Genomic DNA, 25245 nt, shown 5'->3' with positions numbered 1-25245 from the left:
TGGGACGAGCGCGCGGCAATGAACGGCCTGGCGCAAGTGCTGAAGGCGCTTGAGGTGCCCTGCTCGTTGGACCAGGCGGGCGAGATCGCTCACCCGCCTGCCTGGGGCATGGCAGTTCCAAACTCACATCCTGCGCAAAGTGAGATGTCTGCACATTTGGGAGAGCGGCAAGGTTGCCAGTTGCCACAAGACCAGCCCGATGACCAATGGCCTCATCGAGATGCCATCCTGTTCCCAAAAGCAGCAGAGGACGGCTCGAAGCATGAGCCGTCCTCTTCTTCTATTATTGCTTCTAAACCGACAAGCGCTGGGAGTTAATGGCCCAGGGCCGTCAGCACGCTCTGTGCCGAAGCGAAGAGCATCGAAGCCGCCGGCAAAGCCCAATTCAGCACCACCTGGGCCACCACAATCAAAACCAGCAGGGCCGCTGTCGCCAGGACAATCGAGGAACTCAAGCCCAGCGGCGTCGACAGCCGGTCCTCCTTCGGAGGCGCATCGAAGTACATAGCCTTCACAATGCGCCCATAGTAGACCAGCGACACCACGCTATTGAGCAGAGCGATAATCACCAGCCACTGCAGCCAGGGCTGATTCATCTCCACTCCCTGACTCCAGGCCGCGCTGAACAGGAAAACCTTGCTCCAGAAGCCGGCCACCGGCGGAATGCCCGCCAGCGACAGCAGGCAGAGGGCCGTACCCAAACTCACCAGCGGCTCCCGGCGCGCCAGGCCGCGGAAATCCTCGATCTGCTCGCCTCCTGTCGCATTGGCCAGGGCAATGATCCCAGCGAACGCCCCCAAATTTGTCAACACATAGACCAGGATAAAGAAGAGCACAGCGGCATTGCCCTCTGGGCGGCCCGTGGCCAGACTCGCGCAGAAGCCCACCAGCAAATAGCCCGCCTGAGCAATGCTCGAATAGGCCATCAAACGTTTCACATTGGACTGTACTGCCGCCACCACATTGCCCAGCGTCATCGTCAGAATGGCCATGATAGCCACCACCACCACCAACTGAGGCAGATCGCGCAGATTCAGCCCGCCATAGAAGAAGATGCGCAGCAAGCCGGCAAAGCCTGCCGCCTTCGAACCGACCGAGAAGAAAGCCGTTGCGGGGGTAGGTGCGCCCTCATAGATATCGGGTGCCCACATATGGAAGGGGACCGCCGAGATCTTAAAGCCGAAGCCTGCCAGGATCAGAATATCGGCCACGATCACCAATAGATTTCCATCCTGCAGGCCCTTAGCGAAAGTGCCGGCGATGCTCAACAGATCCGTCGTCCCTGTCAGTCCGTAGAGCAGGGCCATACCATAGAGCAGAATCGCCGACGACATTGCCCCCAGCAACACATACTTCACCGCCGCCTCCGCCGAGCGCTGGTCGGTACGCAGCAGTCCCGCCATCACATAGAGCGGAAAGCTTGTCAGCTCCAGCGAGATATAGAGAGAGATCAGCTCGCCGGTGCTGGCCATCAGCATCATGCCCGTGGTCGAAAAGAGCAGCAGCGTATAGAACTCGCCTGCGCCCCGCACGTACTTCGAGACGTACGAGTACGAAGACAAGATCATCACCGCGGCGATCAACAGAAAGACCACCTTAAAGAACAGGGCGTAGTTATCGACCACCAGCATATTAAAGAAGGCGTGGCGGGTCGCACCAGTGTTTGTCAGAATCAGCGAAACCGTCAAAAAGGCCGGCACCAGCAAGCCCACCAGCGCCACCATTGCCGTCACCGCGCGGCGCTTCACGAACAGGTCCACTGCCATCACCACCAGCGCCAGCAGTGTCAGGCTCAGCTCCGGCGAAAGCAAGTAAAGATCAGCGACCTTAAAACCCGTAGCCATAGCACGCGCCTCCTAGCGACCCAGCGCCGTTGTAGCCACCGGCAGCAGGTGATGCAGCGCCGGCACGATCACATCCAGCAAGAACCCGGGGTAGACCCCGACCAGCACAATGAAGGCCGCCAGAGTCACCAGCGGAATCGCCTCGCGCCACGACGCATCGGGCAGCCAATTCCAGCGCAGATTGAAGGGTCCGAACAGCACCCGCTTCAGCATCCACAGCAGATAAGCCGCCGTCAGAATCATCGTAAAGACGGCGATCGCCGTCGGCAGGGGCCAGATGCGGTAGCTACTCGTAAAGACCATATACTCTGCCACAAAGCCGGCCAGGCCCGGCAGACCGAGCGAAGCCAGACCGGCGAACGTAAAGAGCGTTGCCCACAGCGGCATGCGCTTGGCCACCCCGCCGAAGATCTCGATCTCGCGCGTATGGGCCCGATCGTAGATCACGCCCACGCAGAAGAAGAGCAGGCTGGTGATCAGCCCGTGGCTAATCATCTGCACCGTGGCCCCCATCAAAGCCGCCGTCCCAAAGCGGGCCACATCGGGATTGCTTGTATGGACCGCCATAGCCGCCGCAGCCACGCCCAGCAGAATCACCCCCATGTGGCTTACACTGGAATAGGCCACCAGGCGCTTCATATCCTTCTGCACCAGGCAGATAGCCGCCCCATAGAGAATATTGATCACCGCCAGCACCACCAACAGCGGAGCAAACTGTTGCAGGCCATCCGGGAAGAGGCCCAGGCAGATTCGGATCAGCCCATAGGCCCCCATCTTCAGCAGGACCCCGGCCAGAATCACACTGACCTCGGTAGGAGCATCCGTATGAGCATCCGGCAGCCAGGTATGCAAGGGGAACATTGGGATCTTGACCGCGAAGGCCACAAAGACCAGCAAGAAGGCCAGCAACTGCGAGCCGAGCGTCACGCCCAGCAGCGGAACAGTCACCCCGCCCGTCGCCGGCAACAGGTGCTGCATCAGTACTGGCAGGCTGGCCGTATTCTGGCCGGCCTGGAAATAGACCAGCAAGATCCCAGCCAGCATAAAGATGCTACCGAAGAAGGTATAGAGCAGGAACTTCCAGGCCGAATAAATGCGGCCCGGCATGCCATGCTTCTCCGTCTCGCTGCCCCAGATCCCGATCAACAGGAACATCGGCGCCAGCTCCACCTCCCAGAACAGGAAGAAGAGCAAGAGATCCAGCGCCATAAAGACCCCCATCACTCCCGCTTCCAGCAGTAGCAAGAGGGCCATATACTCCTTCACTCGGGGCTTCTCCCAGCCGCCGATCACCGCCAGCATCGTCAGCAAAGCATTCAAGATCACCAGCGGCAGGCTCAGACCATCCACGCCCAGATAATAATCGATGCGGAAGGGCACCGAGCCGAGCTGGAACTGAATCCAGGGGAGCTGGACCACATCGATCGAGGCCGGATCGGCCTTCGGGTCCGTCACCGACCCGAAATGGTAGCCAGTAGCCAGAGCAATGCGCAGAAAGATCCAGAGCGAGAGCGCCAGCGTGGCCGCACTAAAGGCCAGGGCCAGCCAGCGTGAGAGGCGCGCCGGCGCCGCCATCGCCAGCACCCCGCCGAGCGTCGGCAGCAGAAGAATCCAGGTGAGATCGTAGGCAAAGATCACAGCGCTTCCTCCCCTCTATCTAAGCGTAGCCAGCACAAAGACAACCACGGCGAAGACCGCGATCCCACCGAAAAAGACCGTCATATAAGCCTGCACCTTGCCGGTCTCCGCGCGCCGCAGGCCGCTGCCCAGCTCCATCACCAGGCCGGCCACCCCATTGACGATGCCGTCCACCACAAAGCGATCGAAAGCCGCCGCCACATGGCAGAGGCCCAGCACCACATAGCGCACAATCCAATCGTAGAGGGTATCCACATAGTAGCGGTGCAGCAGCAACCGATGGAAGAAGCGCAAGACCGCATTGCCCTCTACCACCTTATGGACGCGCTCCCAACCGACCGCGCAATAGAGCACGTAGGCCCAGGCGATTCCCAGCAGCGAGAGCGCCACGCCCAGCCAGGTCAGACCATCGCTAAAGAGCTTACCCAGGTCCAGCAGCGGCGCATGGGGATCCAGATACTGGAAGAAGCCCACCCAGTAACCGGCGAAGATCGAGAAGACCGCCAGAATTACCAGTGGCAGCGTCATCGTCAGCGGCGACTCATGCGGCGTCCCCTCGCCGCGGTAGGGGCCGCCCCACATTCCAAAGAACGAGCCACCCTTGCCGCCGAAGGCCAGGAAGAAAGCGCGGAACATATAGAAGGCCGTCAGAGCAGCCGTGAGCAGCGTAATCGCCCAGAGCGCGTAGTCGCCGTGCTCGAAGGCCAGCGAGATCAAGGTTTCCTTGCTGTAGAAACCGGACAAGAAGGGGAAGCCAGAGATTGAGAGGCCGGCGATCAGCCAGGTGACCGCCGTAACCGGCATGAAGCGCGCCAGGCCGCCCATCAGGCGCATATCCTGGACCTCGCGATGCATGGCATGGTGGAGGGCGTGCAGCACGCTACCGGCGCCCAAGAAGAGCAGCGCCTTAAAGAAAGCGTGCGTGAACAGATGGAACATACCGGGTCCAGGGCCAAGCTCCTGACCGGCCACCCCCAGGCCAACGAACATATAGCCAAGCTGGCTAATCGTCGAAAAGGCCAGCACCCGCTTGAAGTCCGTCTGGGTCAGCCCGATGGTCGCCGCGAAGATCGCCGTAATCCCGCCGATCCAGGCCACCACCTCGAAGGCTTGCGGGCCGGCGGCGGAGAAGAGAGCGAATGTGCGCGCCACCATATAGACGCCGGCGGCCACCATTGTCGCCGCGTGGATCAAGGCGCTGACCGGCGTGGGACCTTCCATTGCCGACGGCAACCAGGTATGGAGCGGCACCTGGGCCGACTTACCGATCGCGCCGCAGAAGACCAGGATCATGGCCACCGTCAGCAGCGCCTGATTGCCCGCGAAAGCCTGAGCCACTCCGTGGGGACCGCTACCGGCCAGCGTCGCGAAATCGAAGGTGCCCGTCGTCGCGAACAGGATCATAATGCCGAGAATAAAGCCCACATCGCCGATGCGGTTCATGACGAAGGCTTGTAGGGCGGCGCTAGCGGGAGCGGGTCGCTCCTCAGCGGGCTTGGCTCGCTTATTGATCCAGAAACCGATCAACAAGTAGGAGCTGAGGCCGACCAGTTCCCAGCCGACGAAGATCACCAGGAAATTCGCGGCGAAGACGATGGTCAGCATTGAGAAAGCAAAGAGCGACAGGTAAGCGAAGAAGCGGGCATAGCCGGCGGAGCTTGCCATATAGCCCTGGGAATAGAACTGCACCAGCAGAGAGACCGTAGTCACCACCACCGTCATCGCCAGGGCCAGATTATCGAGATGGAAAGCGATCGTATAGGGCTGGAAAGCCGCATCGCTGCCCCAGGTATAGGAGAAGAGCGTGATTCCCTCCTCGGGCAGGCGCGCAGCCCCGGGAAGCAGGCCGAGCGAAGCGAAGAGCAGCAGCCAGGAATAGAGGCAGGCCAGGAGCATCAAGGCGATGCCCACATAGCCACTCAGCCTGGCCCAGGGAGTCAAATACGGCACCGTTGGATCATCATCGTATGGGTCGCCGTGCTCTCCCTCGTGCCCTGCGTGCCCCTGGTGATCCCCAGCATGCTCCGCCGCGTGAGCGCTGGCGGAGTGAGAGAGGGAAGGAGAACTGGCGTGCTGCGCGCCAGGCCCGCCGGCGCCGCGCGTCGCCTCCCAGGCGGCAAAGGCCGGGTCCGCCTCGCGCAGGTAGGCCGCATAGTCCTGCGCGGTCTGCCCATGATGGCGGCTCCACAGGTCGGCCATGCGCGTCCCAAAGACGATCACCACGAACGACACCAGCGGAGCGGCCAGAATGAGCCAGGCGTACTCATAGAGACCGTACATAGCAAATCACCACTTCAGCATATCGATTTCGCCAACATCCACCGTCTGGCGCTTGCGATAGATCGCGATAATCATCGCCAGGGCGAGCGCCGCCTCCGCCGCAGCGACAGTAATGATGAAGATGGCGAAGATCTGTCCTGTCAACAGATTCGAGTAAGGCTTGACGTGGTTAAAGAAAGAGAAAGCGATCAGCGTGATATTGACCGCATTGAGCATAATCTCAATGCTCATCAGGATGGCGATCGCGTTGCGCTTTGTCAGAGCGCCATAGAGGCCGATACAGAAGAGCACCGCGCCAAGCACCACAAAATGGGTCAGAGTCAGGCCCATAGCAACTTACTCCTCCTCGCGGCTGATCACGATCGCGCCTACGATAGCCACCAGCAGCACCACCGTCGCGATTTCGAAGGGCAGCACGTAGCTGTAGCAGGAGGGGCTATAGAGGAGCTGGCCGATCGCGATCACGTTATTGGCGGGGGGCGAGCAGACCGTCCCCTGAAGCAACTGGGCGGCGGGAGCCGACTGCGCGAACTGGCTGACGGTCGCAGCCAGGATGATGCCGGCCCCGACGAGGGCCGAGACCACCAGCGCCACGGCCATCGACAGCGGGCGAGCGTTGGGGTTTGTCACACGCTGCCCGGCGATGCGTGTCAGCATCAGCGCGAACAGGATCAGGATCGTCACCGCGCCGGCGTAGATGAGGATCTGCACGATCGCAATGAACTCCGCATTGAGCAGGAGGAAGATGCCGGAGGCCATTGCAAAGACCACCACCAGCGCCAGCGCGCTATGCACGATGTTTCGCTGGCCCACGACGACCAGCGCCGCAGCAACCAGCACAACGGCGATGATCCAGAAGATCAGGCTGGCTAAATCCATAAAAAAAATGTCCTCCATCGAGCGGGCACTGAGAGCACCGTCCAAACGAGCCTTGTTGTCCTGGCCAGCTCTGCCGTCGGAGCGGCCAGAACGTGAGAGAGAGGGGCGAAGCGGACACAGCACAAAGCTCGGCGCGAAGGTCTCAGTCAGGTTAAAAGCAGGTTCCTCTGAAACGAGCCAGTGTACACTCTAGCGCCCTGCATACTCCCTCCCTCCCATTGTAGCAGGGTAGACCGGCCTTGAAGCGGTGGATCTATCTGCCCTGTTCTTGTCTCGTTTCTTGCGTGCGTGCGTACGTACGTGCGACGTGAGCAACTCCTCGCTGTTTCCCGTCAGATTCTAACAAAAGCCTGACGAGGTGACAAGGGCAGAAACCTTCCTGGCCCCGGCCTCCTCTGGAGCTGGTTGGAGTGGGCTGGCCGGAGCGAAAGCCTGGAGAGGCTCACTCAAGCTGCGCGCGCGCCCATCTTCTCCTGGCGGCCTTGGCGGAGATAGGGCCAATTCAGCTACGCATCGCCCATTCGCTATGCTATAATCTTTTGGTGATCATTTCTCTCGCGAGCAATAATCTGCGCAATAACACACGGCAAGGCACCTGTCCATGAGCATGACACAGACGACCGGCAGGCGGGATTCTCCCGAAACGCAGCGCTGTCCCCAGTGTAACGCCGTCTTACCGCCCTATGCGGCTTTCTGTGGCGCCTGCGGGAGGCGCATCGAGGGGGCTGCCTCGCCCCGTTCAGCGGATGAGGCCGAGGCCGGGTTTCGCCAACGCTATCGCATTACCTCGCTGGTGCGCCGCCGTCCCTACATCAGCCTATTCTTGGCTACCGATACCAGCACCCAGCAGACGGTGGTCGTCAGCGATGTCGATATCAGCATGCTGGATGACGAGGCCCGCCAGCGCGCGGCGCAGCTTGTCAGGCGCGAATACGACCTGCTGCGTCGTCATGCGATCCCTCACCTGACGCCTATTCTGCGTCAGGAATACGATCAGGGCCATATCTACGTTATTGCTGGCAACCCCTTTGCTCTCTCCCAACAGCAGACGGCCGGCAACGACGGGGCTGGAGCCGCTCGGGACCAGGGGAGAACGCCCGCCAGCCAGAATGGAAGCGGGCAGCTCTATACTCTGGAAAGCGTTCTTCAGAGCGGCATTGGCCTGCCCGATGAACAGGTGGCGGTGAGCTGGATCCAGGAGCTGTGCGGGACCGTCGATCGCCTTCACGGACACCAGATCGTGATCGGCGAGCTGGACCCCCAGGCCCTGGTTCTGGGCAGCCTCGATTATGGTAGTCAGCCGGCGCTCTTGCTGTGCTGGCTCCCGCTCTATATCCGCACCCTGTTGCCGGTTTTGACCGGGGCAACGCGCCCTTTCAAGCCCAGCCCCTTCACGGCCCCAGAGGTGCAGCAAGGCAAGGTCGAAGCCCGCTCCGATGTCTACAGTCTGGGGGCTTTGCTCTATCTGCTGCTGACCGGAACCCCTCCTTCCGCCCCGGCGCCACACTTGCGCGCGCCCCGCGAGCTGAATCCTCGCGTGAAGCCGGAGATTGAGACGGTGGTGATGCGGGCACTCGCCTTCGAGCGCTCCGAGCGCTTCCAGAGCGCCGCTTCCCTGGCCGAATCGCTGGCCAACCCCTACATCAGCACCCAGGTAGTGCGCTACCCGCGTTCGACCACGACGGCCTTTCTCGAGGAGCAGGCCGCCAGTCCCGAGGCGCAGAATGGGTCGGGCGAGCGCGCCAGAGGGCGCCCCACAAGGCGCGGCGCTCGCACGGGACCAATCGAGGACGTCGACCCGCGCCACGGCCCGCGCGTACCTGCCCCTGGTCTGGCCTCTGGCGCTGACGAGGAGGAAGAGAGAAAGCAGCCAGCGCCCTCCGCCGCTGGAGGAGATCAGCGGGCCGCGTCGGCGGGGCCATCACAGGAGGAAGATATCGCGGCTCTGTCGACCTATATTCTGGCCCGCCGTCGCAGCGAGCTGGAGGAGATTGGGGAGCTGGCGCGGCGCGTCACTCAGCAGCTGCAGAAGCGCATTACAGGTCTGCTGCCGGCCCTCCAAAGCAAGCTGCTGCCTTCAGGTAGGTCCAGCAGCACCGCGCTGGTGAAGGCTCAGCCGGCTGAGGGCCTGCAAGAGCGCTCGCTGCTGCGCCAGATTCAGCGCTTCATCGTCGGTGAGCAGCAGCGTGGCACGGCTGCCGCCGCCATTATCGAAACGCCTCTGCGTGTGCAGCCCGGCCAGCGCTTTGCCATTCGCGTGCGACTGATGGGGCGCGATCGGGCTTTACCTCCCCCCGGCGCGCGGGCGGGCAGCCGACCGGTAGGCTTAAGCGCTCTCACTCACGGCGAGCGCGTACATATCGAGGTCCGTTCGGCTATCTACCAGCGCTACGCCTTCGTTGTACAGCGAGCGGTCATCACCGTGCCGGCTCGGGGCTACATGGCCGAGGTAACGATCCCCATGCCGCCGCCGCTCAAAGGGCGGGGAGGACGCCGCGAGCGCCTGCACATCGTCTTTACCGACGAGCACCGGCGCCCGCTCTACGAAAAACCGTTTGCCATTGAAATCCTGGTTTCGCCGCTGGTGCGTCCTGGCCAGGAGGGCCATCAAGCCCTACCTATTCCCTACTAGCCTGGCTGACGAATCCGCTGAAGCGAGCGTCGGGCGACGCGCCGGCCTCCCCGTGTGGGAGACCGGGCCGGTCTCCATCGCTCGGTCCGCCCCAGTTATCTGGTGCGGGACCCTCAGCGTTCTCCCGGTTGCAGCGACGGCTACGAGGAGCGCCGTCGCTCCTCGTGGTCTTACCCTGGTTTCCCCTCTGCCGATTGCTGGCCTGCACTCTCCCTCGACTTTCGCTGCCTGGGGCTGCGGCGACTGGCCTTTCAGGCGCCGAAGAGAAAGACGGTTCCTCCCATGATCGCGTAGAGCAAGATCAAGAGCAGACCTTCCAACCAGACCAGTTCCCCATCGTGGGTGATCTCGCTAAAAAGAAAAGCCGCCAGAGCCAGAACTGCGATCTCCACGATGCTGAAAACCAGATCGAGACGCTGAGGAGCCAGTAAGCTACCGAGCACCAAAATCGGGGCTACCAGCAGTGCGATCTGGATAGACGAGCCAGCCGAGGCGGCCAGCACCATGCCCATGCGTTTATCCAGCGCCATATTGATCGTATTGAAATATTCGGGCAGGCCGCCGATGAGTGGGAGAAAAACCAGGCCGACAAAGGCGGGATTCCATCCGAGCAGCTGCGTAAACGGTTCGATCGAGGCAACCAGGATATCCGAAACAACTGCTACCCCAGCGGTAGAGGCCGCCAGCAGGAGCAGTGCCAGCCATAGATTGGGCTTCTTCTCGGCAGCGGTGCTCTCGGTGGGCCGTGCCGGTCGCTGTTGATGCTCTTCTCCCCCAGGTGTCTGCTCGCGGGAGGCGGCTCCTTGCTGCTGGGCACCTCCGCTGGGAGCGGTGGCGCCACCACTGGCTGCCGAAGGCGGCGTCTGGATCTGCGGCGCCGTGGCCGCTTCGGCCCGTTCGGGGGCTACCATAGCCTGCAGGGTGCGGTCCAGCTCGCGCAGCACACCGCTCTTATTCGGCAGATTGCTCTGGGCCAGGCGCTGACGATAGCTCAGCAGGCGCAACAAAGCGCTCTCGGAGCGGGCGCCCAAAAGCGGCTCAAAGCTTTCCCCCGTGGCCTCTTCTCCTCCGGGGCCGTGGTCGCGAAAGCGGAAGACGCTAAAGAGAATCGAGGCCGCGTAGCCGACGAGGAGCAGGATGGCAATAAAGTCGGAAAGCTGGATACCGCGCTCGACAACCTGGCTCTGACCGGCCCGCGATGCCAGAAGCTCGGCCACCGCTGGCAGCAACAAGCCGGCGATACAGAGCGCTAACAGAGAGGCGTACTGGCTGGCCGGGCGCGTCTCAAAGCGCAGCCGTCCATGCTTGAGGCAGCCAACCATCGTGGCCACGCCCAGCACCAGCAAGATATTGCCCAAAATAGAGCCGATAATCGAAGCGCGCACCACATCCACTAGCCCTTCACTCAGGGCAAACAGGCCGATAATCAGCTCGGTTATGTTCCCGAAGGTGGCAAACAGCAGTCCTCCGATCCGCTCACCTGTGTGCTCGGCTACGGCCTCAACAGCTCGCCCAATCAGAGCCGCTAACGGGAGAATCCCCAACGCGGCACAGATAAAGCGCAGCAGAGGAGGAATCTCCACTCCCAGCAGCTCCAGGGCCACTGCCAGCCCCGCGAAGAGCAAGAGACTGTAGAACCAGCGCGACATAAGCGCTCCTTCCCTTTCAGCTAACTGGGACGGACCACTCCCCGTGCTCAGACGAAAGCCAGAGAGAGCAGCCCCAGTCTGCCAGTAGTTAAGCCTATTCTCTCCTCGCCTGTCCACCGTAATCCTGCGGAAGGGGCCAGATTGCTGCTCATCATTAGATACGCTACCTATGCTGAAAAAGAGAACCTCAGCCACCCAGTCCAGGCCGCTAGATCGGCAAGCCAGCCGGCTCATGCTCGCTCCAAAGCGAGCCAGGGTCAGGACTCTGGAGCTGGCTTGAGGGGGAGGGAGAGGTCAGACTGGCCCCGCTCCTCAGCGACTTACCGCTCAGGGCTGGCCGGCCAGCTCAGGACCAGTCTGGTACTAACATCCCTGGATGGAAACGGGGCTGTTACTTTGGCGCTCTCTCACTCGCTTGTGCCAATGTAACAATTCTGACTGGCCATTGTAGGCACGGAGAACGCATGAAGAATACTATCGCGCAAGATCGTCAGGACGACCTACTGGATTTGATTGCTCTGGTTGAACATAGCACACAGCCACAGCCAGCAGTCTCGGCCAGTAGCGCCGGGACCGCCCTTCAAGGCTCGGCTCCCGGTCTGCCGAGTTACCAGCCAACCCCGCTGGCGCCCGTGAACCGCCTCCTGGATCTCGTCGATGATCTCACCGATGGCAAGGCCGGCTGGTTTCAGCGGCTCTTCACCTACCTCTTCATTGGGGGAGCAGCTGCTGTTGTCAATATGCTCGTTTTCTATATCGTCTTCTATCGCATGGCTATACCGGTCAATAGTACGCTGCACAATGCCATTGCTAATATCTCTGCCGCTGAAATCTCGATCGTTGCCAATTTTCTGGCCAACGATTACTTTACCTTTCGCCATCTCCCAGGTCACCAACGCTCGTGGTGGCAGCGCTGCTGTCGCTTTCACCTCACGGCCATTGTTGGGAGCCTGTTGAACTTCTGCATCGAGCTGAGCCTGACCAGCCTGGCGCATGTGCCCGCGCTCCTGTCGCAGGCCATCGCTATTTTCCTGGTGTTGATCTATAACTTCTCCTTTCACCACATCTTTACCTATGGGGGAGTGAAGGCGGCCCATTGAGGTCAGGGCCAGGCTGCTCGCCGACGGTAAGCAGGCAGCAGAGGCAGGCCCGGAGCATGGGGACTGGGAAGCGAGGGCCGCCTGGAGAGAGGACGGGTAAGACAATAAGACAAAAAGAAAAAAGGCATAGGTGTCTGGCAGAGGGTATCGGCAACAGAGGATCGGACGGTCGGACCAGACGGCCTCGAGTCCTGGCCCCGCCCACTTGCTGGATCGAGCCGGGGCGGGCTGAAAGGCTCTCTGCGGCGGGTGTCTGACTGAAGATCGCTGGGAATGAGTGAGCAAAAGCCATGAGCAGCAAGGGAGTGACCTATCGGCTAAAGTCGCGTGCCGAGATTGAGGCCATGCGAGCGGCAGGAGAGATTGTCTGGCGCGCCCATCAGGTGGCGGCCTCGCTTGTCAAACCGGGGGTGAGCACAGCCGAGATCAACGAGGCTGTCGAAACCTTTCTGGCCGAGCAGGGGGCGGCCCCGCTCTTCAAAGGTGTGCCTGGACCGGTCCCCTATCCGGCGGCTACTTGCATCTCGCTCAACGAGCAGATCGTCCATGGCATTCCAGGCAAGCGTCGTCTTCAGGAGGGTGATCTGGTGAGCATCGATATTGGCTGTCGCCTCGATGGCTGGTGCGGCGATGCCGCGGTCACCCATGCCGTTGGGCAAATCGATGCGCGTGCCAGGCGATTGCTACAGGTCACCGAAGGTGCTCTCCATCTGGCGATCGAGCTGCTTGGGCGTAAATCGCGCTGGGCCGAGGTGGCGCAAGCCATGGAGCAGGCGATCCGCCAGGCCGGCTTCACGATCTTTGAGCAGCTCATCGGGCATGGCATCGGACGGGAAATGTGGGAGCCGCCGCAGGTGCCCAACTTTTACCATCGCGGGATGGATTTTCCCCTGCGACCTGGCCTGGTTATCGCTGTTGAGCCGATGGTAGGCATGGGCGGCAAGGAGATTCGCCTTCTGCCCGACCACTGGACAATCGTTACAGCCGACGGCTCGCTCAGCGCGCATTTCGAGCATACCATTGCCCTGACCGAGGATGGCCCCCAGGTTCTCACCACGGGAAGCGGCGGCCTCGTCTGGGGCTGATTGCCCTGTTCTCTCGTCTCGTCTTGTCTGGTATTGTCCTGGCTATAGGGCCTGGCGATCTTCCTGCTTCTTCTTCCTTTTCTTTCTTTCTTCGACCAATAAAGTGAGGGCAAGCAGTACCTTGCTAAAGCAGTTCATGGGCTATGGATCCCTTGCCTGTTGGCGAGCAAGCGCAAGGAGAAAGGTCTGCTCTATGCGGAAAGCAGCAGCGGCATATTGCGATGCTCAGCAACAGCCAGGCCGGCAGAAGTCCCTGTTTGCTCTAAGGCGGCTGCTGGTGGCGGCTTTTTGCTTTCTGGCTTTGAGCAGTGGCTGTGCACCCTGGGGGAACGTGCCACCGCCCTCTCCGACCTCGCCGGCGCTGAGTGCGGCGGCTCAGCAGATGCAGGCCCTGCTGATGGCGGATGAGCTACATGGTTGGGCCTCGACGCAGCGCTCCATCTTGCGCACCACAGATGGTGGTGCGCACTGGCAAGATGTCACGCCTCAGCCTCCGGCTGGCTCGGCTCCCCGGCAACCCATAGAGCGCATTGTCACTGCTTATCTGAATGCTCAAACCGCCTGGGTGGCCCTGATCTTCCAAAATGGAGCCACGACTCCCATTTACCATACCAGCGATGGGGGCCGGAGCTGGCAACGCAGCGAAGTGCCCGCGCCCGGTATCGGCGTTGTGCAGCTGACCTTTGTCGATGCTCTCCACGGCTGGCTGCTGGTCAATCTGGGCATTGCTACCAATGCTGAGGCCGTGGCCATCTGGCGCACCAGCGATGGTGGCGACCACTGGCAGCGCGTTATGCAGGTCTCCGCGGCGCGTTCACAGACAGCTCAGGGGGCGGCGACCCTTCCCTACAGTGGCAGTAAGTCTGGCCTGGCCTTTATCGACACGACCACCGGCTGGGCCACTGGCAGCGAGCCGGGCCTTAGTCGCGCCTGGCTCTATGTCACGCACGACGGGGGCCAGAGCTGGAAGGCACAGTCTCTGCCCCTGCCCATTGGCAGCGAGAAAGCCCAGATCGCCACCCTGCCGCCGCGCTTCTTCTCCAGGCGCGATGGCCTCTTACCTGTCAATATCTATGCCGCCGGGAAGGCCAGCCTCTATTTCTATATCACCCGTGATGGTGGCCAGACCTGGCACTACGGGGCGGCCCTGCCGGCCTCGGTCATCGCCTGGTCCTTTGTCTCGGCCAGTGTCGGCTATGCGACCGACCGCACAACGCTCTACGTGACGCGCGACGGGGGGCAGCACTGGAGCCAGCAGCTACCCACTGGTCCCTTTAGCGACGTCATTCAACTGGATTTCCTCACAGCCAGCACCGGCTGGGCTTTGTGCCTGGCGCCGCCGGCCACAACTCGCATTCTGAAGACGAGCGACGGTGGCCAAAGCTGGCAGCAGCTTGGCTAGATCTGAGTGACAGGCTGTACGGCTGGCTAGCTGGCTGGCTGACTGTTTGGGTATCCGCGGCCAGAAAGACCAGCAAGACAAGAAAAGAAGGGTAGATAGCTTCTCTCCTTGTCGGTGGCGTGTCTGGAAAAGGAGCGGCCCATCGCTCGCTGCGATGAGCCGCTCCCTGCCTGTGCGCGCGAAAAAGGAGGAACATGGGAGTACCTGTCTGCTCGCTTGCCCGGGCCGGTGCGGCTCGCGCAATCCTGGCCGGCCCAGTCTGGCCTGGCCGGGCCTTCTCCTGGCCAGGCGCCTGCTGTTAGCTGCCCAGAGCCGCACGCCGCTCGCGCAGCTTGGCCAGTCGCTCCTCCTGCTCGCTGAGGCGCTCGCGCTCGCGTTCCACCACCTCGGGCCTGGCCCGCTTCACGAAGTCCTCGTTTGCCAGGCGGGCCTGGAAACGGGCGATCTCCTGCTCTGTGCGGGCGATCTCTTTATCGAGGCGCGCCAGCTCCTTCTCCACGTCGAACATTCCGGCCAGGGGCAGGTAGACCTCCACAGCTCCGGCCAGCAGACCCATAGCACCCTGGGGTTTTGGCTCCAGGCGCTCGTAGAAGCGCGGCCTCTCCGTGCGTGCCAGGAACTCGATCAGAGGGGCCTGCTCGCTAAGAAGAGCGAGCTTCGGGCCAGCGGCCAGCAGGACCTGGATACGGCGCCCCGGCTCCACGCCGAGCTGGTTGCGCGCGTCGCGAATGCGCGTGATTAACTCCTGCAGCAGAGCGAAGTCCTCCTCGGCCTCCGCGTCTTTGGCGGCCGGCAGGGCTTGGGGCCAGGGGGCCACGATCAGGGCTGAAGCCGGCCAGCGTCCCCTATCCGGCTCGTTGAAGCGGTAAAGGTGCTGCCACACCTCTTCTGTCACAAAGGGCATGAAGGGATGGAGCAGACGCAGCGAGGTATCGAGCACGGATCGCAGGATAGCAGCCGTCGTCTCACGAGCCTGGGAGTCGCTCTGGAGCTGAACCTTAGCGATCTCCACGTACCAGTCGCAGTACTCTGTCCAGAAGAACTCGTGGATGCGGCGCCCGGCCTCGCCGAGTTGGAACTCCTCGATCAACTGGGTCACATCGCTGATCAACTGGGAAGCGCGGCTGACGATCCAGCGATCGGCCAGGGTGCGGGGGTGCACCTCTTCCAGCGGAGGCACCCCACCGGGGATCTCTGCCGTAGCTGTCAGCACGAAGCGCGAGGCGTTCCAGATCTTATTAGCGAAATTGCGATTTCCCACGATGCGCTCGGGCACCAGCTTCATATCGTTGCCCGGCGTGCTGCCGGTGGCCAGGGTGAAGCGCAGGGCGTCGGTGCCGTACTGATCCATGACCTCGATAGGATCGACGACGTTGTTTTTCGACTTGCTCATCTTCTCGCCCCTGGCGTCGCGCACCAGGCCGTGCAGGTAGATGGTATGGAAGGGGATTGTGCCCATGAAATGGATGCCGGCCATCACCATGCGCGCCACCCAGAAGAAGATGATATCGTAGCCTGTCTCCATCACCGAGGTTGGATAGTAGCGGCGCAGATCGGGCGTATCCTCGGGCCAGCCGAGCGTGCTGAAGGGCCATAGCCAGGACGAGAACCAGGTATCGAGCACGTCCTCATCCTGGTGCAGGCGCTCGCTCTCGCAATGGGGACAGCGCGCCACATCGTCGCGGCTGACGATCATCTCACCGCAGTCGTCGCAGTACCAGACTGGAATACGATGGCCCCACCAGAGCTGACGCGAGATAGTCCAATCGTGGATGTTCTCCAGCCAATCGCAATAGATTTTCGTGAAGCGCTCGGGCACGATGCGGATCTGGCCGTACTTCACGGCATTGAGAGCCGGCGTCGCCAGCGGCTTCATGCGCACAAACCACTGCTTCGAGACCAGTGGCTCTATCACTGTATTGCAGCGCTGACAGTGGCCCAAGGGGATCGTGTAGTCCTCGATCTTGACAATCAGTCCCTCTTGCTGGAGCTGCTCGACCAGCTTCTTGCGAGCCTCAAAGCGGTCCAGACCGGCGTAGGGGCCGGCCTCGGGAGTCATCTTGCCGTCGAAGCCGATGACCTGCACGCGGGGCAGGGCATGACGCTGGCCGATCTCGAAGTCGGTCGGATCGTGGAAGGGAGTCACCTTGACCGCGCCGGTGCCAAAGCCCATTTCCACGGCCTCGTCGGCGATGATGGGAATCTCGCGTCCGATTACCGGCAAAATGGCTGTGCGCCCCACCAGGGTCCGATAGCGCTCGTCGCGCGGGTTGACCGCCACGGCCGTATCGCCGAGGATCGTCTCGGGGCGCGTTGTGGCCACACTGATGTATTCTGCCTGATCCGAGCTGCTACCTGCCGTGGGCTTCAGTGGGTAGCGCACGTAGGTCAGCTTACCGGGCGTGTCCTCGTGCTCCACCTCCAGATCGGAGATGGCGCTCATGCAGCGCGGGCACCAGTTAATGATGCGCTCGCCGCGATAGATCAGGCCCTCCTCGTAGAGGCGCACAAAGACCTCGCGCACCGCCCGCGAGAGACCCTCGTCGAGCGTGAAGCGGGCCCGTGACCAGTCGCAGGAGGCGCCAAGCCGGCGGTGCTGGTCCTGGATGCGCTGGCGATGGTGGTAGACCCATCGCCAGACTTGTTCCAGGAAGGCCCCGCGCCCAAGCTGGTGGCGGTTGGTGCCCTCTTTGGCCAGTTCACGTTCAACCACCGCCTGCGTGGCAATGCCCGCGTGATCCTCGCCCGGCACCCACAGCGTTTCATCGCCCCGCATACGATGGTAGCGGATCATGATGTCCTCGATGGTCGCCGTGAGGGCGTGCCCGATGTGCAGCACGCCGGTCACGTTGGGGGGAGGCATGCTGATCACAAAGGGAGGCCGCTGCGCATTCGGGCGCGGCTTAAAGTAGCCTCCTTCCTCCCAGAAGCGGTACCATTTTCCCTCGACCGCCTGGGGGTCATAGGCTTTCGGTAAAGCGGCAAGCAACCGCTTTTGCTCCTCGCTGCTGGCTGTCCTGTCTTGTTCAATCATGTTCCCTCCTGCGCTGCTGACTCAACTCGCTGTCACCACCTGACTGCGCTGCTTTTGTCGGCCTGATAAAGGCTATGGCGATGATAACGACAATGAATGATAGTAGATAGATCTATAGTAGTTTTGCCGTCAGCCTGAGTCGGGCCCCTGTCCCGCCATTCCAGGCGCCTCAAGCCAGACTGGGCCGCTGGGGACAACTGGCGCCTGGCTCGGTCTGCCCCGCTTTGCTTTGCTTTGCTTCACCATGGCTCCCTCTGGCACAACCAGGGCGCTCGCTGTCCCGGGACAGGGAGTTAGGCGGCGGATAACGCTTTTAACAGAAAACCCTTCCCGCCGTCAAGGACGAGAAGGGTTTATACTCGTGGTACCACCTTGCTTCGGCCAATCGTCCTCTTCCTCATCCGCCCTGTCTCCAGCCAGCAAAGCCGCGGTCGGGGTAGCTGTCTGTCGCTATCCTGCCTTTATCCCTCACCCTCACCGAGGACGACCGACCCTCATTAGTGCGCTAACGGGCACACCCGCATCGGCTCGCGCCTCTCCTGACTTCCGCCTTCTACATCTGGCCTCTCGGCTGCCAGCAGGGCGGCGAGCTATCTGAACCAGACTCCCAGGCGACCTTCAGCGCTTGCCATCCGGGGAAGACTTGCAGCCGGTGATCTTCCCTCTCTGCGCGGGGCCAGAGCGCTTACTCCTCCTGTTCAGCGTCTGTATGGCTATAATGGCGCATCGAGTGCGCCTTTTTTCGGATTGGTTTTAGTGTAGCAGGTCATGTAGCAGATGTCAAGCGGGGGGCCAGGCCCCGCTCGGGCCAGCAGCCGGCCGGCCAGCCAGCCAGATGGACAAACGGCCGGGGAGGAGATAGCGCTCATCGACTTGCGGACGGCTCCGGCGCCTGGTCTGCTCGGATCAGCTCTCTTCTTCGCGCTCCTTAGTGGCCGCTCCTCAAGTCTCAGCTCAGGCTGGCGGCTGAGGAGAGTGAGGAGGCTCTGTCGCCGTTCCCGTGGGGGCAAAGGTCTGGACGATCTGCTGCATGAGGCGCGCCTCTGGCACTGCGCCCAGCACCTCGACCTGGTCGTTAATCACAGTCTTGGGAACTCCCTGGACACGGTAGCGCTGCGCCAGATCGACGAATTCTGAGACCTCCACGACGTCCGCGGTCACGCGCTGGCTGGCAATGGCCAGCTCGTGAGCCAGCAGGGCCATGCGGGGACAGTAGGGGCAGGTAGGTGTAACGAACACCTGAATATGTAGGTCTTGCTGGAGCGACTGGAGCTGCTGCAACGTCTGGGGGCTGAGCGTCGTCTCGCCGCGCGAGAGCATGCGGATATCCTCGATCAGCGTACTGAACTCATAGCCTGCTGGAATACCAAAGAAGCGCAGGCGTCCTCTGGCCCTGCCCTCCAGAATGAAGGCCGGAATGCGCTCAATCTGCCGCTGTTTGGCCTCGGCTTCATCGCGGTAGAAATCCTTGATCTGAAGGCTGATCTTGTCCGAGAGGGTGGCCACCTCTTCCAGGATCTCGCGCGTCTCCTTGCAGAACTGGCATTCGTGGCCGGGAATCAGCAGCGGCGACTCGCGCTGCGTGAAGTAGGTGATCGTCACCTCGCTATCCAGATCCTTGAACAGCTCGCGAATCTTCTCACGATCGCCTGCCGCAATCAAAGCCATAATCTCACCATCCTTTCTGCTCATTTGCTCTATTCACTGTTTTCTTGCTCCTCTCGATCTTTGTGCCTGCGCTGTGGACCAAAGGCTCGGCTCGGTCTTCTCCCCCGGAGCCAGAGGACCCACCCATTCTATCGCCTGCCGAAGAAGCTTGCATGCACAGCCATAGTCGCTCTGCTCTGACCAGGCTGACCAAACGGCAGAAGAGGAAGCGGACTGGCCTGTTCCGTTCTCTCTGGCTGGCAGTCCGCTTCCTCTTGTTGAGAAAGCTGCCGAGGCTGGCAGGCTTCACGGGTGGGCGTGAGTTGCCAGATCCTCGGTCCCTGGCAGGACCGGCTCCTCCTCTGGCTCACTGACCAACGGCAGGCCGCGGGCCTGCCAGTCGGCGACGCCGCCATCGACAGCCACGACCTCGTGCCCTGTAGCCGCCAGCATACTGGCTGCGATTGAGGCCCGGTGACCGCTGTGGCAGATGACGGCCAGAGGCGTATGGCGAGGCAGGCTCTCCAGATGCTGCGGAAGATCGCCAATGTGCATGTGGAGCGCGCCCGGAATATGGCCTTGCCGCCACTCGTCGGCGCGGCGCACATCCAGGACAGTCAGCGAAGACTGGCCCTTCCAGCGCCGATGGAGCGTATCGATGTCGATGCGCTCGAAGCTGCCAGTCGGCAGGGCCGCCGCTTTCCAGGCCGCGATGCCGCCCGCCAGGTAGCCCTGGGCCTGCTCGTAGCCGATGCGGATCAACTGTACCACCGCCTCGCGCCGGCCCTCCTCGTCCTCGATCAGCAGCAGGAGCGGCGTATTGAAGGGGAGCAGCCAACCGACGTAAGTGGCGAAAGAGCTATCCAGCTCGATATTCAGAGAGCCGGGGATATATTCGCGGGCGAACTCGGTGCGGGGGCGTCCGTCGATGAGCGGCAGTCCCTGCTGCAGCCAGCGCTGCACCTCCTGTGGCGAGCGCGGCGGCAGCTCCGGCAGCCGGCCCAAGATGCGCGGCCCCTGCTGATTGATATCGTGCATATAGCGGTAGTAGTGCGGATAGGCGGTGTAGCTGGCAAGCTGACGGCGCACAAAGTCGGCCTCGTCGTGGGCCTGCACCACGGGATTGGCCAGGCGCTCCTGGCCGATAGTGGTGCTGCGCCGGCCACCGACGGCGCTGGCTACACAGAAGGAGCCGGCACCGTGGGTTGGATAGACCAGCACACTATCCGGTAGCGTCTGCAGCAGACGTAGCAGCGAATGATATTGCTGGCGCGTCAGGGTCAGAGTCAGCTCGGGACCGAGCAGGTCGGTGCGGCCCGCGCTCCCGACGAGCATGCTGCCGCCGCTGAAGAGGGCGTAGGGCTGGCTGCTCTCCGGTTGGTAGACCAGGTAGCTCATATGCTCGGGAGTGTGTCCCGGGGTGGCCAGGGCCTGGAAGGTCAGCTCGCCCACTCGGAAGCGCTCACCGTCACGCACCGGCTGGTGAGGGTAGAGCAGATGCGCCTCAGCACTGGCGACAATGGTGGCACCGGTGCGCGCTGCCAACTCGCGCCCTCCAGTGACGTAATCGTTGTGAATGTGCGTCTCCAGTATGTGGGTAATGCGCGCCTGCGAGCGCCCCGCCGCTTCCAGGTACACGTCAACGTCGCGGCGCGGATCAACCACCGCCGCCTGACCACTGCGCCCATCGCTGACAAAGTAGGACTGGTGTCCCAGACCTTCGATGAAGAATTGTTCGATCTGCATGCTTCTCACCTCGCTGCCACCCACCTGCTGCCAGCCTCGGGGGGGTGGCGCTCGCCCAAGGCTGAGCCGCTCGCTCGCTTTGCCTCCTACCTCGTGAGCGGCTGACCTACATTAGTATATCATCTTAACACGTCATGTTGATATAACCTCACGGTGGTTTGAAAAACAGGCAACGCTGACGGCAATGTCCCAACGGGCGGAAGCGGCTGGCGCCTGGCTCGCCGGGCACTGCCCGATCTTCCTGGCCGGCGCGGCCCTATTCGATAGGGAGTCCAAGCAGGCGCCAGCGGGCGATCCCGCCTTTGACATTGGCTACGCGCGAGAGGCCCAAACGTTGAAGCTGCCTGGCTGCCTGGGCGCTGCGGTGACCACTCAGGCAGATCAGCAGTACCTCGCGGTCGCGCGGTACCTCATTGAGGCGCGCACGAAGCTGCCCGAGAGGAATATTGATAGCGCGTGGCGCGTGACCGCTACGATATTCCCACGGCTCGCGCACGTCGATCAAAACGGCCTCGCTGTCTGGAGAAGCCAGTCGCTCCCAGGCTTGCCGGACATCGATGGTCGAAATGGTCTGCTCCTCTTCTGTGCGCCTTAGAAAGCGTTCGAACATCGGCCTTGCTCTCTCTTTCACTCGCGTTGCTGGAAGATCCCCCACCCTCGGCGGGGCGACCTCCTCCTTGACTTTCCTCTCTAATTATATTACTATATAGTCATGAAGTCAAGTGGTGGGCAGTACCTCAGCCCCCTGGCGACTGACTACTCACAGAGCGAAAGGAGCGCATCTTGACGGAGAGAAGACTCCAGCCGGTTCAGGAGAGCGAGGAGCGGCAGGCTCATCCAGAGAGGGCGATATCCTGGAAGCAGGGCGGCGACGAAGGAGGCTTCCCTGATCCGCTGCTTGAGCTGATTGCGGCGCGTTTTCGCCTGCTGGGGGAGCCGCTGCGCCTCAAATTGCTGGGGGCTCTCACGGGGGGCGAGCGCAGTGTCGGTGAGCTGGTGGCCCTGACAGGGGCCAGCCAGCCGAACGTCTCAAAGCATCTGGCGGCCCTCATGCAGGGAGGACTTGTCAGGCGGCGCAAGGCGGGCACCAGCATTTACTATGCCCTGGCCGATCCCAGCGTCCTGACGCTGTGCGACATTGTCTGTGCTGGCGTGCAGGAGCGTTTCGCCTCCCTGGCGCAAGCCCTTCAGCTTGGAACGGCGAGCCAGCCAGCCGAGAGCCGCCCGACAGAGCTTTCTGAGCAGCAGGGGGGAGCTGAACCGCTGCCCTCGCACTAGCTCCGGGGGGGACTGCGCCCGGGCTTGGCGGGCGCCGCCCTCGCCTGAGCGCCTGGCGGCCAGGCGAGAGGGAGGGACCCCTTTCTCTGCCTTGCTCTCTGAACGTTTTATGAACGCGAAACAGGCTTAGAGTACTAAGAGACGAAGAATTGGCGAATCTCAACTGAGCAGATGATAGAAGGAGGGAGAAAAGCAATGGCGACCTATGGTTTCGGCACCACGCTGGCCTTGTCCTGCGAGCAGGCCATCGAGCGCGTCAAGGAGGCTCTCAAGGCGGAAGGGTTTGGCGTCCTGACAGAAATCGATGTGCAACGCACCCTGCGCGACAAGCTGGGGCTGGAGACAGCCCCCTATGTCATTCTAGGTGCCTGCAATCCCCATCTGGCCCATCAGGCCCTGGCGATCGAGCCGGAGATCGGGCTTCTGCTCCCCTGTAACGTCGTCGTGCGCTCCGTGGCCAATGGCTGTCGCGTCGAGATCGCCGATCCCCAGGCCATGCTGGCCGTCAGCGGTAACGAGCGGCTTGAGCAAATCGCTCAAGAGGCGCGGACCCGCCTTCAGCGTGCCCTGGCTGCTCTTGCTCCACTCAGTGTTCCTTCAGCATAGTGGCCTGGCTTGTCGCACGTGCTCTGGTGTCCTATAATGAAGGGAAGCGTTCCGCAGCTATAAGCCCCCAGCTAAAGCGCGGGAGCTTGCACCTGGGTATGGCCCGATGCAATAGATCTCATGACTGATGATGCCTTAGAGATATTCCGAGCGGCGTTCGGGCCAACACTACGGGAGAAGCCGCACCTGACACGACAGCGCTGGAACGGCCTCTTGCCGCTCTCGCGTGCTCCGTTACCGCACGCGGGGCACGTTGGCGGCGTGGAGCGGAGGGGGATCGCAACGCGCAAGGGGAGACCTGTGAGAGCAGCCGTGTAGGAAAGGAAGAAGCGCAAATGCGCTTGTTCGTGGCGTGATTGATGTTCCTGCGGAATCTGGTTTCGCGGCCAGAAAGCTTCTTGAGAGGTCTTTTTGCGGACTTGGTGTCGCGCCTCTGAAGGCATTGCCGAAGGGAGGATAGCCGTTGCCGGATTGTTTCGATAGCCGTGCCGCTAACGGGTTCTCCTTCCAAGTCGGTGGCGGGGTTCACAGTGCCCCGGTCGTCTCCAGGCAAGAGCGGCGGAGCGGACCTCTGGCTCTGGAGTGAACACCTCCAGAGTCACTGCCAGGGAGAATACCCCCTTGCGGTAGAGCAGGTCGGCCTGTCCTCTTATCGCCTCCGGGCGGGCCTCCTGATACCCTCCACTGCGAAAGGAAACCAGGTACGCGGCCTTGCGCCATCAGCAGGGAGACCTGATTGAGAGCCTTGAAGGACATCACATGGGGATCATAGCTGATGGCGCCCTCAGGCCGAAACGCGGGCTTGATCCCTGATTGAAAGAGATTGTCGATCGGCGAGGGTCCCCCTGTGCCCAGGCCGAACAAGAAAGAAAGGCCCGTTTCTCCTCGCATGGATGATGGGGGCCTCCTGGGCCGATACAGTGAACATATCGTCATGACCATAGCTGCGGAAGCGAATAGAAGCAAACAGGGCCAGGCTGAGGAGGAGTATGCCAACACCACAGCAATTGCTGCCTGGACCGACGCCCCTCTATCACCAGCTCAAGCAGATTCTGCGTGGCGAGATCGAGCGAGGCGTCTACCATCCTGGCGATCGTCTGCCGACCGAGCAGGAGCTGATGCAGACCTACGGAGTCAGCCGCATTACGGTGCGCCAGGCTCTCAACGAATTGGAGGACGAGGGCCTTGTAGTGCGGCGTCATGGAAAAGGTACCTATGTGGCCGAGAAGCGCATCGAGCAGAACCTGGTCCGTCTGACCGATTTTGTCGAAGACATGGAGCTGGCCGGGCTAGAGCCATCTTCGCGCGTGCTGGCCTTTCAACGCGAGGCGGCCAGCCGGGCGGTAGCTGCGGCCTTGGGTCTGCGCGAGGGCGAGGAGGTCATGCGCCTTGAGCGCCTGCGCCTGGCCAATGGACGGCCCATTGCTTTTGATGTCACCTGGCTGCCGATGCGCTTCGGCGTGCTCCTGCCTCCCGAGGAGCTGGACCGCGAGACGATCTATCATCTGCTGGAATCGCGCTACGGCATCCCTATTGAGGGGGGAACGTTTGAGATCACGGCTACCAATGCGAGCGTCGAGCAGGCCCGTCTGCTCGAGGTATCGGTGGGGACGGCCCTGCTGCTGATCCGGCGCCTCTCCTGTACAGGAGGCAACGCGCCTGTCTATATACAGGAACGCTACTATCGGCCCGATCGTGTGAGCTATCGGCTTTGCCTGCAGCGCCGTAGCGGCGCGGGCAGTCGGCCACCGACCATCAGTGAGCTGCGCCCGATTTTCGCCGAGGCTGGCCTTACACAGACAGCGGTCCAGGACGATGACCAGCGCAGCGGTTCCGCCGGTCCCGTCGAGCCTCCTGTCGGCTGATTAGTTGCGCCAGTTTCTCCTCCAGCGAGAGCAGGAAGGAGGCTCAGGGCAGCGATTGCCCCAGGCGAGTGCTGGGCAACCTCCCAGCAAAGCGAAAGAGCCACAGAAGCATTGACTTCTGTGGCTCTCTTTTGCGAAGCTCCTCGAGCAGGATTCGAACCTGCAACCCACCGGTTAACAGCCGGTTGCTCTACCGTTGAGCTATCGAGGAATGCGGTTCTCACAACGGCTTGCGACTTTATTATAACGCGGACGGCGGCATTAGTCAACACCCTTTTTCTGGATTGGGAGGACCTGGCTGAAGCCGTTCGAGCCTGGGGTGCTATCGATCAGGAAACTGGCGCCCTGTGAGTGACCCGTGGCGGTCTGGTGCCTGGCCGGGCCGGCGAGGTCCAGGCAGGGCCTGGCGCCAGGGAGAGGAACGATCTGGGTGGAGACCAAGGCGAGGCCGTCTGTCAATTTCGAAAGGGCGCCGATTTAAGGCTCCCAGCCGCTGGATGGTGCTGAGAGGCCGCTTCTCTCCTGCTGATCTGCTCTTACGATCGTCTCACAAAAAGGCC

At 61.9% G+C, this 25245-nt stretch carries 18 protein-coding genes and 1 tRNA gene; 8 read left to right on the top strand and 11 right to left on the bottom strand.

Features of this window, described 5'->3' with window-relative positions; genetic code table 11:
- A partial coding sequence (locus ACFMO7_RS03445; protein WP_376794135.1) for a hypothetical protein occupies window positions 1–318 on the top strand: 318 nt, incomplete at its 5' end.
- On the opposite strand, the gene ACFMO7_RS03440 is transcribed toward ACFMO7_RS03445, so the two are convergent.
- From ACFMO7_RS03440 to ACFMO7_RS03420, 5 genes are read right to left on the bottom strand one after another with little or no spacing between them, the layout of a single operon-like run.
- On the bottom strand, window positions 315–1844 hold the full coding sequence (locus ACFMO7_RS03440; RefSeq protein WP_376794134.1) for an NADH-quinone oxidoreductase subunit N: 1530 nt from the start codon (window positions 1842–1844) through the stop codon (window positions 315–317). The two genes, ACFMO7_RS03445 and ACFMO7_RS03440, sit on opposite strands and share 4 nt — an antisense overlap.
- A gap of 12 nt (window positions 1845–1856) precedes the next feature.
- Complete coding sequence (locus ACFMO7_RS03435) at window positions 1857–3482, bottom strand: NuoM family protein (RefSeq protein ID WP_376794133.1); 1626 nt, start codon at window positions 3480–3482, stop codon at window positions 1857–1859.
- A gap of 15 nt (window positions 3483–3497) precedes the next feature.
- Entirely contained in the window at window positions 3498–5762 is a 2265-nt protein-coding gene (nuoL, locus tag ACFMO7_RS03430) for an NADH-quinone oxidoreductase subunit L (protein ID WP_376794132.1), read from the bottom strand.
- Window positions 5763–5768: 6 nt separating this feature from the next.
- Window positions 5769–6086 (bottom strand): NADH-quinone oxidoreductase subunit NuoK, encoded by a 318-nt coding sequence (gene nuoK, locus ACFMO7_RS03425; protein ID WP_170293420.1) that lies wholly within the window; start codon window positions 6084–6086, stop codon window positions 5769–5771.
- 12 nt (window positions 6087–6098) lie between these two features.
- Complete coding sequence (locus ACFMO7_RS03420) at window positions 6099–6641, bottom strand: NADH-quinone oxidoreductase subunit J (RefSeq protein ID WP_376794131.1); 543 nt, start codon at window positions 6639–6641, stop codon at window positions 6099–6101.
- A gap of 601 nt (window positions 6642–7242) precedes the next feature.
- Between ACFMO7_RS03420 and ACFMO7_RS03415 the strand changes: the two genes are divergently transcribed.
- Entirely contained in the window at window positions 7243–9273 is a 2031-nt protein-coding gene (locus ACFMO7_RS03415) for a hypothetical protein (RefSeq protein WP_376794130.1), read from the top strand.
- Window positions 9274–9524: 251 nt separating this feature from the next.
- On the opposite strand, the gene ACFMO7_RS03410 is transcribed toward ACFMO7_RS03415, so the two are convergent.
- A complete protein-coding gene (locus ACFMO7_RS03410) occupies window positions 9525–10922 on the bottom strand; it encodes a calcium:proton antiporter (protein ID WP_376794129.1) in 1398 nt (465 codons plus the stop codon).
- A gap of 464 nt (window positions 10923–11386) precedes the next feature.
- On the opposite strand from ACFMO7_RS03410, the gene ACFMO7_RS03405 reads away from it, so the two are divergent.
- From ACFMO7_RS03405 to ACFMO7_RS03395, 3 genes are all read left to right on the top strand, one after another.
- On the top strand, window positions 11387–12022 hold the full coding sequence (locus ACFMO7_RS03405) for a GtrA family protein (protein WP_376794128.1): 636 nt from the start codon (window positions 11387–11389) through the stop codon (window positions 12020–12022).
- Between the two features lie 290 nt (window positions 12023–12312).
- On the top strand, window positions 12313–13107 hold the full coding sequence (gene map / locus ACFMO7_RS03400) for a type I methionyl aminopeptidase (RefSeq protein WP_376794127.1): 795 nt from the start codon (window positions 12313–12315) through the stop codon (window positions 13105–13107).
- Window positions 13108–13300: 193 nt separating this feature from the next.
- Window positions 13301–14509, top strand: coding sequence for an exo-alpha-sialidase (locus tag ACFMO7_RS03395; RefSeq protein ID WP_376794126.1), 1209 nt, complete (start codon window positions 13301–13303; stop codon window positions 14507–14509).
- Window positions 14510–14807: 298 nt separating this feature from the next.
- Here ACFMO7_RS03395 and ACFMO7_RS03390 read toward each other — a convergent pair whose 3' ends face one another.
- From ACFMO7_RS03390 to ACFMO7_RS03375, 4 genes are all read right to left on the bottom strand, one after another.
- A complete protein-coding gene (locus ACFMO7_RS03390) occupies window positions 14808–17543 on the bottom strand; it encodes a valine--tRNA ligase (protein ID WP_376794125.1) in 2736 nt (911 codons plus the stop codon).
- Window positions 17544–18497: 954 nt separating this feature from the next.
- Complete coding sequence (locus ACFMO7_RS03385; protein WP_376794124.1) at window positions 18498–19211, bottom strand: thioredoxin family protein; 714 nt, start codon at window positions 19209–19211, stop codon at window positions 18498–18500.
- 285 nt (window positions 19212–19496) lie between these two features.
- A complete protein-coding gene (locus tag ACFMO7_RS03380) occupies window positions 19497–20936 on the bottom strand; it encodes a rhodanese-like domain-containing protein (protein WP_376794123.1) in 1440 nt (479 codons plus the stop codon).
- A gap of 256 nt (window positions 20937–21192) precedes the next feature.
- A complete protein-coding gene (locus tag ACFMO7_RS03375) occupies window positions 21193–21546 on the bottom strand; it encodes a rhodanese-like domain-containing protein (RefSeq protein ID WP_376794122.1) in 354 nt (117 codons plus the stop codon).
- A gap of 173 nt (window positions 21547–21719) precedes the next feature.
- Here ACFMO7_RS03375 and ACFMO7_RS03370 point away from each other — a divergent pair, with 173 nt between their 5' ends.
- The 3 genes from ACFMO7_RS03370 (at window position 21720) to ACFMO7_RS03360 (ending at window position 24685) form a co-directional block, all read left to right on the top strand.
- Entirely contained in the window at window positions 21720–22214 is a 495-nt protein-coding gene (locus ACFMO7_RS03370) for an ArsR/SmtB family transcription factor (RefSeq protein WP_376794121.1), read from the top strand.
- A gap of 195 nt (window positions 22215–22409) precedes the next feature.
- A complete protein-coding gene (locus ACFMO7_RS03365; RefSeq protein WP_376794120.1) occupies window positions 22410–22820 on the top strand; it encodes a DUF302 domain-containing protein in 411 nt (136 codons plus the stop codon).
- Between the two features lie 989 nt (window positions 22821–23809).
- A complete protein-coding gene (locus ACFMO7_RS03360; protein WP_376794119.1) occupies window positions 23810–24685 on the top strand; it encodes a GntR family transcriptional regulator in 876 nt (291 codons plus the stop codon).
- A 139-nt stretch (window positions 24686–24824) separates the two neighbouring features.
- Here ACFMO7_RS03360 and ACFMO7_RS03355 read toward each other — a convergent pair.
- A tRNA-Asn gene (locus ACFMO7_RS03355) sits at window positions 24825–24896 on the bottom strand.
- Window positions 24897–25245 lie beyond the last annotated feature (349 nt).

It is taken from the genome of Thermogemmatispora sp. (assembly GCF_042408735.1).
Classification (GTDB): domain Bacteria; phylum Chloroflexota; class Ktedonobacteria; order Ktedonobacterales; family Ktedonobacteraceae; genus Thermogemmatispora.
Note: the sequence above shows the minus strand (reverse complement) of the source record. Positions and strands in the feature narration are given on the sequence as shown.